The sequence below is a fragment of the Nitrobacter hamburgensis X14 genome (assembly GCF_000013885.1).
Lineage (GTDB): Bacteria > Pseudomonadota > Alphaproteobacteria > Rhizobiales > Xanthobacteraceae > Nitrobacter > Nitrobacter hamburgensis.
Genome location: NC_007960.1, coordinates 141,878 through 153,893, shown reverse-complemented (window position 1 = coordinate 153,893; position 12,016 = coordinate 141,878). Strand labels below are relative to the sequence as shown.

Genomic DNA, 12,016 nt, shown 5'->3' with positions numbered 1-12,016 from the left:
GCAAGGACAAATCCGAGCCCCGAAATCAGGCTAAACCTCGGCAAGGACATGACGATCCACAGTTGCAATCGGCAAGGGAAAGCGACACCGCTCGCCGCCGCCGAGGATTCTTTGGCGCGCCTCGACGAGCGCCTCGCCAAGAGCCCGATCCGAGAAGGATGGATCGCCCGCACTCATTTTACCGACGCCGCGGCCTGCCTGTGGCTGGAGGGCGCGCTGGTCCACCTCGACGATTTCGTGCTCCACGACGCCGGCATGGACGTCCGCGCCCCGACCTTTGAGCTCACCCGCGCCCACGCCGTGCTGCGCACGCGACGGCGCATCGCCGAGGCGAAGCCGGATTGGGCGCTGTCGGCCGCCGGCTTGGCGGGACTGCTCGGCAGGGGAGGGCAGTGCGACCGGGAAGACGGGAGTGGCGACGGGGAAGAGGAAGGGGACGACGCGCTCGACATGGACGGGGATGGCGCGGCGGAGACAGCTGAACCGCTTCGCCTGACGCCACCCGACGACCAACTGGCCGACGTCTTCGCAGCCGTCGACGCCGCGATCGCGCAGGCCGACCGAACGCTTGCGGGCGACATCGCGACGCAGGCCAGACGTCCGCCCGAGCGGCACCCGCTGGTCTACGACCTCGACTGGGACGAAGAGGAACGCCTCGATGCCTGGCGCGCCGTCATCGACCAGACCCGCACGCTGCCGCCGACGCTGGCGGCGGCGATCGCCGCCGACGCCTGGAGCGCGATCGAGCCGCTGCAGCACACCCCTTGGATCGGACGTCTGCTCGCAGCTAGCGTGCTGCGCCAGCGCGGCAAGACGCGCTCGCACCTGGCCTGCCTCCATGACGGACTCAAAGCCATTCCGCGCGAGCGGCGACGACCGCGCGACAGCGCCGGGCGCCTTGCCGTCGGGCTCGAGGCGATCGCGGCCGCCGCCGCGGCCGGGCTCAAAGAGCACGACCGCTGGCTGATGGCCCGCACTCTCCTGACCCGCAAGCTTGATGGCCGTCGCTCAACCTCCCGGTTGCCCGCGCTCCTAGAGTATGTGCTCACCCGGCCGATCGTCTCGGCCGGCATGATCGCGGCGGAGCTGAAGATCACGCCGCGCGCCGCGCAGGACCTTGTGGCCGAGCTTGGTTTGCGCGAGGCCACCGGGAGAGGGCGATATCGGGCCTGGGGAATCCTTTGAAGAACTCGTCCCTCCGAAGGCAAAGGTCACACGTTCGAATCGTGTCGGGTGCGCCAGTATTTCTAGGGGTTTTTAGAAATATCGCTTTGACGGCAAAACACTCGGGTAAGCAATAGGTAAGCGCTGGCTGCCATCTCGCACCCTCCACCGTCTTCGAAATTTTTATGGCAAAGTACCCCACCTAGTTTGGGGCCCCATGCCGGGTCTCTGCGAGTAGCAAAAAGCGAATTACCCCGCGCTTCAACGGTGGTGCCCATTTTATTATGCCCGCTTCCCACGCCTTCTTCGATAGAAGCGGCGCCTACGGCTGCCCTCTCGGATTGTGAAGGAAACCGCCGTCTGAACACCAAGCTCCTCCATGATCTCATTCAGGGACGTGATCAGCGGCTTAGTGAGGTCTCGACCAATGCTCCGGTCGCCCTCTTCGCATCGCAAGCCATTGGCAATTAATGAGCCTACCGACTGGCCGCCGCTTCCTTTCGGGTGCGGATTGAGATAGTCGCCGGCAGGATAGCAGGTAACGCCGTTCGGACCGTAAACCCACACGTACGATGAGGACTTGGAGCGCTCCGTCATCTTGCCGATCTGCTCCGGCAGCTTTGGGTCCTTTGCAGAGTGGTCCCACTTGGCCTGGGCGAGCATCCCCTTGCTTACGTCCTTCCGATCTTCCGGGATAACAGCCACCGAAATATACACATCGGCACCCACCTTCCCTTCGAGCGCTCCGCGGCCTTGAGCCGGGAAGTCCCGCACCTCTACTTGGACGTTCAGGTCTCCGACATCCATCATTTTGATCGTGTGCTCGATCGCACCCGCGATCTTCGAGGTGAGCTGCGGCTCCTGAGTGAGCGCCTCATAATGCCCCTCCACGACCTCCGAAACGATGGTGTCAACGGCCTGCTCGATCGCCTGGAAGACGTGCTCTTTTTCTTCGTCCGTTGCCATGTCGCCCCCATCAAACACTACACGCCGGACGGGTATCCTGTCAGCAGACCGTCTTGCGATTCCACAAACAGTTTGCGGCACGTCGGTGCATACTAAAACCGACTATGCCGGACACGCTGGATTCCGCTGCGTCGGGATGCGATCTCGATGAGCCAGATTCTGACGCCCCTCAGTCACCATCCTGAGCGATCGAGTGGAGCCGATCCAAGATCTCGGAAGGCTTGAGAGCCAAATCGACTGTGACGAACCTGATATCATGGCCCTGGATGGTGAATGTCTCATCCACATCATGGTCGAGCGCGGGATAGAGCAGCACGCCTTCCGCCCTGTCGCACAGGCGTCCGCGGCCCCGCTGGGAGTGAAGATAGGCGTAGATCTGATAGATGTTGGCGCTCTTGAGCTTGTCCCTGTCGGCGATGCCTTTCGCGAGAATGCTGGTGAACTTGGTATCGATGACGATTCTGCGGTCCTGCTTTCTGTCCAGGATGATGTCAGGCTTCATTCCCGGCAACAGACCCACATCGCCGGATCGGCCCGGCTCCAGCTGCCAGCTCTGATAATTCTGCTCCCGCACGGACCAGCCATCGGCGGCACGCAAGTGATGCCGATAGAACCCCGTGACCGCCTTCTCGAAGATCTTTCGCAGGGTGATCTCGTCCCGCTTGAGCCGCGACAGTTTCATGTCACCAGGCGTTTCGTTCGGCAGCAGCATTTCGAACACGAGCCTGGCCGCGCTGATCATGAAGCGGTCTTCGGATTGATGGCTTCCGATCGTGTCTGCGGACATCTCCTGCTGGGTCGGCCGTGACGCCGCAATGCCCAGCCGCCCGAGATCGTCACCGAGCCGGCGGCAATCGGCGGCGACGGCATGATCCCGCACCCGTCCGGCGATCGCAATCAAAGCGCAGCGCACCAGCCGGTTTCGCGGCGTATCGAACGACAGTTCCTCGAACCGGCATGCGAGGCGCCCGCGCTGCAGATGCTGGCGGGACAGCGTCTGCAACCAGTCCACGCGCCCCCTGACCCGCGGAATGACGGCTTGCCTGCGCTGATAGCCACGCGACAGATTGGTCCTCAGCCGCCGCTTGGCCAGCCTGACCAGCAGGCGGCCGAGAATATCGGCCAGCTCGATATCATCATCCGTGCCTGCGCCGCACTGGCTCTCGAACTCGGCGAGACCGGACGCATAGACGAGCAACAGCCAGAGGTTCCGGATCGGAATGCCTGTTTGGCTGCGCCAGACCTGATCGGACATCTGCACCCCTCCCTACAGGCAGGCCTGCAGTGTCTTGACATGATCCTCCGCCTTCGCCCTCGCGTCGTACCAATATTCCAGCAGCAGCGGTTTGATCTCAGTCAGGATCACATTACCGATCCATGTCTTCCATCGCGCGGCATCCATGTTCTCAGCCGGCGTGAGAAAGCTGTGACCGACACTGAACTGAGCACCGAGCGACTGGTCCGCCGCAATGACCTCGTTCAACGCGACGATGGCCTGCCCTATGGCCTGCAGCAGCTCATCCGGAGCGCCTCGCGCCTTGCAGTATTGCTGCCAAGCAGCTCCGAAATTGGGATTGAGATTCACGAATGCGAAGCGGCGCCGCAGCGCGAGATCGACCAGCGCCAGCGAACGGTCGGCGAGATTCATCGTCCCGACGACATAGAGATTCGGCGGCACATGAACCCGCTCTGTCTGCGAGATCGGATAGGCCAGCCGGAGCGCCTCGCTCTCGCTGCGCTTGTCCGCTTCCAGCAGCGTGAGCAACTCGCCGAAGATCTGCGCCGGGTTACCCCGATTGATCTCCTCGATCACCAGAACATAAGGCCTCGCGGGCTCTGCCTTCGCCACTGCAACCGCTTCCAAGAAGGCGCCATCGACCAGTTGCAGGCCGGTGGTTCCGTTCGGGCGGTAGCCGCGGACGAAATCCTCGTAGGACAGCGAGGGCTGGAACTGCACCGCCATCAGTCGCGAAGGGTCCTTCTCGCCGATCAGTGCGTATCCCAGGCGCTTGGCGAGCCAGGTTTTGCCCGTTCCCGGAGGCCCCTGCAGAACCAGGTTCTTCTTCGTCTTCAGCAGGTCGATCGCCTGTTCGAGCGTCGCGCGCTCCAGGAAGCAGCCTTCATCTATAATGGCCTCAACCGTATAGGACGCCCCCGAGCTCGCCTCTTCCGCGATGATCTCGGGAGCTCCATCGTCCAGTGCCTCGGCCGCGACGTCGATCCGCCAGCGCTCCTCGAAATCCCGCGGCAGGGCGGATACATATTCCTGACCGTCATCCGTCAGATAGAGACGGTTGATGCCCTGAACAGTTTCGGCTCTCACGAGACCGGTTACTCTGGCCCACGCGATGATGTGCGACCCCGGCATCGTCGTGGTCCAGGTCGGTACCAGCGATTGCAGCCATTTGGCCGCATCAGTCGCCCCCATCCCCTCGGGGTGGCGCGACAGCTGAAGCAGCAGATGCCCCATGCCGAAGACACGACCGACCAGCGGCGCGCGCAGCACTTCCGCCGGTTCGTTCGCGGACAGCAGTTCAAGGCCGCGCTGCGTCGGCCGGTACGCCCCGTCGACGAGATGAATGAGTCCCAGTCCGCCCGTGGCCTGCGAGATCACGTTGGCGGCACTGTTCGTATTGAGCTGCGGCGCTTCCGACAGAATCACGCTGGCGAGGTCGTCCCGTGCAATCCCGTTCTCCGCTTCCCGGACAACGGCCACGAACACGCCGACCGCCCCCTTCATGCAGGCTAGGCTTCGCCGTTGCGCGCTCACCGGCAATAGCGACAAGGGCGGTATGTCGCTTGCCTCCGGCTGCGCCGCCTCTACCGTGATCGCCCCTTCGTCGGGACGGTTCAAATATCTGTTCCAGAGAAACCACGCGAAGATCGACTGGTCGACCTCGCCGGCGATGTCAGATGCAGGCCCGATCGCGTCACGAATCCGCTGACGGACTGCCGGATGCTGCGCGATGAATCCTCCGACGAGCCGGGGCGCCATGATCAGGCGCTGCGTCGCCCACACTCTGGGCGCATCCATCAGACAGGTCATGTCGCGCGGAAACATCGCGGCCATCAGCCGGACCAGGCGCGCCTTGGGCCGGCGCTTGGCGTGAGCCGGATAAACCTTGGCCAGGACATGGTCGAACATGTCCTGGAGCCTCTTCCCGCGCTCGGCGAGATCGCTGCCGATCGGTGCGTCCCGGAACTGAAGAAGCTCAAGCGAGATCGCGACGTCGGAATATGCTCCTTCCACCGTGACCGAAGTGCCCGGCCCGATGTTGGAGATCGGATTCTCATCCCAGAGCCTGCGCTGGAATGCGGGATCGAGCCATTGCTCCTTGTCGGCATTCCTCACTAGCTCGACATGGGCGACGTATTTCTGCCTCCATTCCACTGCCCATGGCTCGTCTCGGTACGCTCGAAACGGCCCGTTGAACGCTTCAATCAATGCCTTGTCATCAAATGAATCAACCATCTCGTCAGCCTTGATCTAGATGTCGACAGTACACTGGCCGGCGTTTGTTACGTCAATTCCGCGCCGTCGATTGCAGATGCAGCACTATTTCTTTCCGCGTCCTGGTTTGAGCAGCTTGCGGCGAGCCTTTGCACGTTCGCGGGGCGGCGTTGAGCGCTTCGTCGGGTGATGCTTGCGCTTCAGCTCCTGCAATCGGGCCCAATCCCTCTCGCGCTCGCCCGGAACGGCTGCACCGGCCACGCCGCCTTCCTCTGCTTTGTTTGGTGTACGCGCCTTGGTGAGACGATTACGTTTTTCGTGATTGATCTCGTTCACGGCGGCCCCCCTTAGCCTTATCTACTCGCACCAACGCTGCTGTTTTGGGATCGTACAGATAGTCAGTGATCGTTCCGTCCCTGATCCGATCGACCGCTTCGTTGACAACAAACAGCGGCACGAGAAACCATTCGCGCGGAATCACTGGCTGTCCGAAGCGATCCTTGATTTCGATATCGAGGCGCGCCAAGTCGAAAACGCGGTGGATCAGGTTCTCAAGGCGTGTGCGGTTGACGTTGAACAGCTCGTAAGTCGCGATCACCTCAACGTCGGCCATGAGAAACGTCGGGTCGTGCTTTGCGGCGGCAATACGGCGCGCAATGTCGCCTCCGGTGACGCCGATCTTGTGCAGCACATCGCGGTGGGCCGCGACGGCCGGATGGTCTGACTTGCTACGCAGCACATAGATCGTGCCGCTGGCCAAGTCGCCGTCTCCGCTCTCGCCGGAAAACAGCGGCCCTGCCGTGGGGTCGGTGATGCGCCGGCCCGCCTCATCGCGGTGGAGGGCACGTTGCAATGAGCGCAATAGAACGTCGCTCTCGGTGCCATTGTCGTAGATCACGCGCAACCGGCTGTCGCGCCGGTCGTACTCTGTCACAAATTCCGCCCCGACTTCCGCGACATAGGCGATCTGGCCGCCGACTATGAAAAATTCGCCGGGCTGGATCTCGGCCATCGTTTGGAATCGCCGTGTCTGGCGTATGCCGGCGTCGAGGTCCTTCTTTACCTGAACGAACAGCGGCTTGAAGTTGTCGAAGTCCTTGCAGGGCGTGCGGTTTGCAATCTCCTCGGCCGCGCGCTTGTCGGCGGCGGTGCGAACATGGCGAAGCTCGGTAATGTCGGACGCGCCACCCATGCCTTCCAGTTCGGCGAGCAATTCATCGTCACCTATCGTTTCGACTGGCTCGGTGGCAGGCGTCACCACGCCCGCCAAGAGGCCCTGCTTGTCGAGTGGGGCGAGAAGCGAACGGCATTCTTCCAGCCCGCGCAGACGGTCGAGGCGCACGGCATAAAGCCGCTCGAATATGTCGTTGCTCTCGCCATGCGCTGGCGCTCGGCCGTTGGCTTCGGCGAAACGCTGGACTTCCTCAAAGCCCGCGATGATGCGTTGCTCGCGTGCGCTACGGCCGCCTTTCTTGTCCTGCGGGGCGAAGTCGGCGAGGTCCGCCGCCAGCTCGTCAAGATCGAGGTCATCCGTCATAGCGGCCCTCCTTCTTGAAGCGCATGAACGCGACGGCCCCCTCGGCCATGCGTCGTTCCCAAGGGTCCTGGGCATCGACGGAGGGCAGCCGACCGCGCTCCCTCTTGAAGCGAGATGCGCGGATGGCAAGCTCTTTGGCTTCCTCCGGCGTTAGGCTAGTGCGCTTGGCGGCAATGGCCGCGGCGACCTGTTTCAGGCTATCCTCGCTCATGGTCTTGGCGAGGATGGCATAGGCTTCGCCGAACGGATTGATCCGGTCGATCAGGTCGATATCGAGTTCGCGAACGTCCATCGCGAATTTCCGCACCCCGTCGATCAGCGCAGTGTTGGCGCTCGGCTGGTCATCGCCGCCGGTCCCCGCCCCGTCGCCGCCAAGCGCAATCTGCTTGGCCTTCTGCGTGATGTTGAGGGCGGCGATGGCGTGTTGGCGCACGGCCTCCTGATCTTCCTCGTTCAGTTCGGGATACTTGTCCTTGATGATCTTCCCCAGGCGCACCTGGGTCAGTTCCTCCGGAATCAATTCCTCATCGAATAGCCCGCGCTCGATGGCCGTCTTGTCCTGCACGAAGGCGGCGATGACCTCATTCAGATCCTCGGTGCAGATGCGCGCGCCCTCCTTGCTCTTGGGTTCGGCAAGGCCCTTGATCTCGATATGGAACTGCCCGGTCTGCTCATTGAAGCCCACATTACCCTTGCTCGGATCGTAGCCGTCTTCGCCATAGTCGAAGCCGTCAACCGGGCCGCTCTGGGGATTCTTCGGCGTGAAGTTGAAGCGTGGCGCGAGCACCTGTTCCATCAAAAGGCTGGCTGCAATGGCTTTCAGAGTATCGTTGACGGCCTCGGTGACGGCCTCTTCGGAGGCGTCCGGCTCGGCGATCAGATTAGTGAAACGGGCGCGGGTTTTGCCCGGCGCGTCCCGGGTCGCGCGGCCGATGATCTGCACGATCTCGGTGAGGCTGGATCGATAGCCGACGGTCAGCGCGTGCTCGCACCAAACCCAGTCGAATCCCTCCTTGGCCATGCCGAGCGCGATGATGATATCCACATGGCCGCGATTGTGCTTCTGCGCGGGGTCCTTAAGTGCAGCCGAAACTTTTTCGCGCTTCGCAGGGTCGTCGTCGACCAGATCAGCGATGCGCAGGACGCGGCCATCGCGTTGTTTGACCAACTGGAACCCAGTCGCGGGGTCGATGCCTTGCCACTCGCCCAACGCCTCGATGATGTGTTCCACCTCCCTAATCTTATCCTTCGTGCTCTCACGCGAATTGACGCTTGGGATGTGGATGATGGTTTTCTCATTCGGGTCAAGGACGCTCAGTATGTCGTCGGCATAGGAACCGGAATAGAAGAAATAGCCGATGTCGAGTTGCTTGAGATATTCGTAGCCGTTGAGTTGTTCGTAGTAGGTATAGGTAACGGTATCGAACTTGGCCTCGTCCAGCGGGGCCAGTACCGGCACGGCATCGCCCCGGAAGTATGAGCCGGTCATGGCGACGATATGCACCTTGTCGCGGACGATGAGCGCGCCGAGATGCTGGCCGAGCTTGCTCTCCGGGTCGGCCGAAACGTGATGGAACTCGTCCACCGCGATAAGCCGGCTGTCGAACTTCTCGACGCCGAACTTGTCCACCGCGAAGCGGAAGGTGGCATGGGTGCAGACCAGCACCTTGTCGTCACTGTCGAGGAACGCGCCGAGAGAATTGACCTTGCCGCCGTTGTCGGAGCCGGGCGCGTCGCAGAGATTCCATTTGGGCGCAACCGTCCAGTCCGCCCAGAAACCGAACTTGGTCAGCGGCTCGTCATGGAAGCTCGCGCCGATGGATTTTTCCGGCACGACGATGATGGCCTGTTTCAATCCCTGATTGGCGAGCTTGTCGAGAGCAATGAACATGAGCGCCCGGCTCTTGCCAGATGCCGGCGGCGACTTGATGAGAAGATATTGCTCACCGCGCCGCTCATAGGCACGCTCCTGCATCGGCCGCATGCCGAGCGCGTTGGCCTTGGTCGATGAACCGTTGCGGGCATAGGAAACCGAAACGGAAGGGACGGTTTTCTCGTGGTCGGTCACGCGCTTACCTCCGTCTTTTTCTTCTTCGCCGCGGCTCCCGGCGACGCGATCATCTTGGTGTAAAGCTCAAACAGTTTTTCCAAGCGCTCCGTGTCATTGCGGAAACGACGGCCAATATAGATTCGCTCAAGCACTTCGTCGTTGCGCTCGTGCGCCGCGCGCAGATCGTCCGGCAAATTCTCCGGGTCATAGAGGTAGGCGATAGTTGCGGGGAAATTCGCCTCGCGCGCCAGCAGGATGTTCTCGGCGCAGCGGCTGAGGTCGGCCTTGTTTTTTTCCGTGAGCCTGTGGATTGGAAAGGTATGATAGGCCAGCTGAGATGAGTATCTGAGCCCGTCTCGCATTCCGCCTGCTACCGTCTTTGACCAGATGAGGTGCAGAGAGCTTGAGATGATAGAAAAAGCAACCATGTCCATAGGATATATTACAAAGGCAAGGTCGCTAATGACGGCATCTGATCCGAATACATCCGGCGTCAAATATGCGTCGTTTCCAGTGATCGTTTTGGGAATACCGATGCAAGACTCGTCTCGGTGACATCTCTGTGCAAATTTATGGGGGATGTTCGCGTAGCCGCGGGTCGTCTTTGCAGTAGATGCGGTTCGCTCTTTTTTCACTTGTTCAATTCGCCGTGCGACTTCAGGAATATCCTTAGCTCGCTGAACATCCTTATCTGTTATCCAGAGACAGTATCTTTTGCTGCCCTGATTTATCTCTTTCGTTCCGACAAGCTTCTTGATGAGCGAGACCGCTTGCGGATGGGCCGATAGCAGCGCCTCAGTATCGTCCCGGGACAAAATCAGATTGCCGCCATCACGAGCCATATTGCCGCTAATCATACGAGGCAAATCGGACGACACCGGCGAGTCTGCGGCTTCGACGAAGATTTCATCGCCAGGGATTAAGTAAGGCCCAATACAATTGACTTCACGAGCCGTATCAGCTTCGTAAATGAACTTCGCTCCGGAAGCTCTATTGCTCACGCCGACTATTACACAGTGCACACCGGCGTTATTCGATGCATTATTCCGCCACAAGAACGTTCGATGAGCAAAGAAAATATGTAAGTTCTTTGCGTACAGTCGCGACCACAGATGTGCGACCTGTTCCCCTTGCGCAATCGAGTTCGTGGCGACGAAGGCAAACGGGGCTCCGCAAGTTGTCGAATACTCTGACGCTTTGATGAACCAGCCAACTACATAGTCGCAGTCCTTGTAATCGATATTTCCGTGGAACAGGAGCGAGAGGTCATTTTTTTGATCCCGACTTTGCTTTCGCGCTCCTTTGAACTGAGGATTGCCGCAAATGTAAGTCTCGCCCCCTTGGTTCTCGAAATCGATCTGCGCCTGATCGAGCGGCGTGCTGAACAGGTCATCCGCTTGTAGCTTCACGCCCGTTCCGGTCGGCGGGCAGATGCTCAGCCAGTCGAGCCGCAGAGCATTGCCGCAGGTGATCCAGTTCTGTGCGTCGAGCGGCAGGAAGTCCTGCAAGGCTTCCTTCTGCCCGCGATAGAGGACATCGCATTGAAACTCGGCGATGATGAGGGCAAGGCGCGCAACCTCGGCCGGGAAGTCGCGTAACTCGATGCCGCGAAAGTTGGTGAGCGGGATATCCGTGCGCCGGTCGGCCTCGCCGCGCCGCCTGTTGATCTCAGCCTCGATCTCCCGCATGGCCTTGTAGGCGATGACAAGGAAGTTGCCGGAACCGCAGGCCGGATCGAAGACCCTGATTTTCGCCATGCGATTGCGGAGGTTCAGCAGTTTGCGGGGATTGTCGTCCGCTTCCGCAAGCCGGGCGCGCAGATCGTCGAGAAACAGCGGATTGAGGACTTTCAGGATGTTCGGCACGGACGTGTAGTGCATGCCGAGCGCGCCCCGTTCCTCGTCCTCGGCGACGGCCTGGATCATCGACCCGAAGATATCCGGATTGATCTTCGTCCAGTCGAGACTGCCGATATGGAGAAGATAGGCGCGGGCGATCTTGCTGAATCGCGGCGTGTCCACGCTACCGGAGAACAGTTCGCCATTCACGTAGGGAAAGGCGTCGGCCCATCGGGGAATGCCGACGCTCGCTCGGTCCTCCCGCTTGGTGTTCATGGAGAGGAACAATTCGCCGATCACCTTATGGGTGTCCGACGAGTCCTTGGCGCTCATCCGAGCGATGGTGTCGGTGAACAGGCCGATACCGTGGAAGATGTCGGTGCGTTCGGCGAAGAAGCAGAAGATCAGCCGCACCATGAAATGGTTCATGTCATGACGGCGCGCGGCGGTGCCCCAATCGGGGTTGTCTTTCAGAAGCTCGACATAGAGCCGGTTCATGCGGCTCGTGGCGCGGATGTCGAAAGAGCTTTCGCGGACCTGCTTGACGGTGGTGATGCCGGCGAGAGGCAGGAAAAAACCGAAATGATCGGGGAAGTCGGCATAGGCGCAGGCGACGGTTTCGCCGGTGTCCAACTCCTCCGCCTCAAAGTCTGCGCCGTCGGTCGCGAGGGTGAAACGCGCCTTTGCCTTCGCAGTGGCCGGGCTGGCTTTCAGCGCTGCCAAGGTCTTGGTGACCGCGCCCGGCGCGCAGACGGCGATATGAATATGGTTCCGTTGCAGGACGCCGCCCAGGTCGGAGCTATTCGACGCGCCTGCCCGCAGCTTCTTGATCGTCGTTTCCTTATTGCCGAAGGCTTGCAGGAAAGCGAACGGGAACTCGCCGCCGTCGAACGGCCGCTCGGCCAGGGCCGATATGGCTTCTTCAATCTCGACGGCGTTCATATTGCCCCCGCCCGAGCGGATGCCGGAAAGGACCGCTGGTGTAAATGCGGTCGAACTTTCCCTCTCCA

The 12,016-nt window shown here is 61.0% G+C and carries 8 protein-coding genes; 1 reads left to right on the top strand and 7 read right to left on the bottom strand.

Annotation, left to right across the window (positions count from 1 at the left end):
• Nucleotides 1–48 precede the first annotated feature (48 nt).
• Nucleotides 49–1,185, top strand: a complete 1,137-nt coding sequence (locus NHAM_RS22975) for an RHE_PE00001 family protein (RefSeq protein WP_049769485.1) — start codon at nt 49–51, stop codon at nt 1,183–1,185.
• A gap of 261 nt (nt 1,186–1,446) precedes the next feature.
• Here the strand turns inward: NHAM_RS22975 and NHAM_RS22970 are convergent, their stop codons facing one another.
• The 7 genes from NHAM_RS22970 to NHAM_RS22945 form a co-directional block, all read right to left on the bottom strand.
• Nucleotides 1,447–2,130: a hypothetical protein gene (locus NHAM_RS22970; protein ID WP_011505061.1), complete on the bottom strand. Its 684-nt coding sequence runs from the start codon at nt 2,128–2,130 to the stop codon at nt 1,447–1,449.
• Nucleotides 2,131–2,299: 169 nt separating this feature from the next.
• Nucleotides 2,300–3,385, bottom strand: coding sequence for a 5-methylcytosine-specific restriction endonuclease system specificity protein McrC (gene mcrC / locus NHAM_RS22965; protein WP_011505062.1), 1,086 nt, complete (start codon nt 3,383–3,385; stop codon nt 2,300–2,302).
• A 12-nt stretch (nt 3,386–3,397) separates the two neighbouring features.
• Entirely contained in the window at nt 3,398–5,602 is a 2,205-nt protein-coding gene (locus NHAM_RS22960; RefSeq protein ID WP_011505063.1) for an McrB family protein, read from the bottom strand.
• Nucleotides 5,603–5,686: 84 nt separating this feature from the next.
• Nucleotides 5,687–5,917 carry a hypothetical protein gene (locus tag NHAM_RS27345; protein ID WP_157043855.1) on the bottom strand — a complete coding sequence of 77 codons (231 nt, stop codon included), beginning with the start codon at nt 5,915–5,917 and terminating at the stop codon, nt 5,687–5,689.
• Nucleotides 5,889–7,118 (bottom strand): GIY-YIG nuclease family protein, encoded by a 1,230-nt coding sequence (locus NHAM_RS22955; RefSeq protein WP_011505064.1) that lies wholly within the window; start codon nt 7,116–7,118, stop codon nt 5,889–5,891. The genes NHAM_RS27345 and NHAM_RS22955 overlap by 29 nt, the downstream gene beginning before the upstream one ends.
• Nucleotides 7,108–9,186 carry a DEAD/DEAH box helicase gene (locus NHAM_RS22950; RefSeq protein ID WP_011505065.1) on the bottom strand — a complete coding sequence of 693 codons (2,079 nt, stop codon included), beginning with the start codon at nt 9,184–9,186 and terminating at the stop codon, nt 7,108–7,110. The genes NHAM_RS22955 and NHAM_RS22950 overlap by 11 nt, the downstream gene beginning before the upstream one ends.
• Entirely contained in the window at nt 9,183–11,948 is a 2,766-nt protein-coding gene (locus NHAM_RS22945; RefSeq protein ID WP_011505066.1) for a class I SAM-dependent DNA methyltransferase, read from the bottom strand. The genes NHAM_RS22950 and NHAM_RS22945 overlap by 4 nt, the downstream gene beginning before the upstream one ends.
• Between the last annotated feature and the right edge of the window lie 68 nt (nt 11,949–12,016).

Coding starts and splice junctions, on each gene's coding strand:
- NHAM_RS22975 (WP_049769485.1), top strand. CDS start 49: ATGACGATCCACAGTTGCAATCGGCAAGGGAAAGCGACACCGCTCGCC.
- NHAM_RS22970 (WP_011505061.1), bottom strand. CDS start 2,130: ATGGCAACGGACGAAGAAAAAGAGCACGTCTTCCAGGCGATCGAGCAG.
- mcrC (WP_011505062.1), bottom strand. CDS start 3,385: ATGTCCGATCAGGTCTGGCGCAGCCAAACAGGCATTCCGATCCGGAAC.
- NHAM_RS22960 (WP_011505063.1), bottom strand. CDS start 5,602: ATGGTTGATTCATTTGATGACAAGGCATTGATTGAAGCGTTCAACGGG.
- NHAM_RS22955 (WP_011505064.1), bottom strand. CDS start 7,118: ATGACGGATGACCTCGATCTTGACGAGCTGGCGGCGGACCTCGCCGAC.
- NHAM_RS22945 (WP_011505066.1), bottom strand. CDS start 11,948: ATGAACGCCGTCGAGATTGAAGAAGCCATATCGGCCCTGGCCGAGCGG.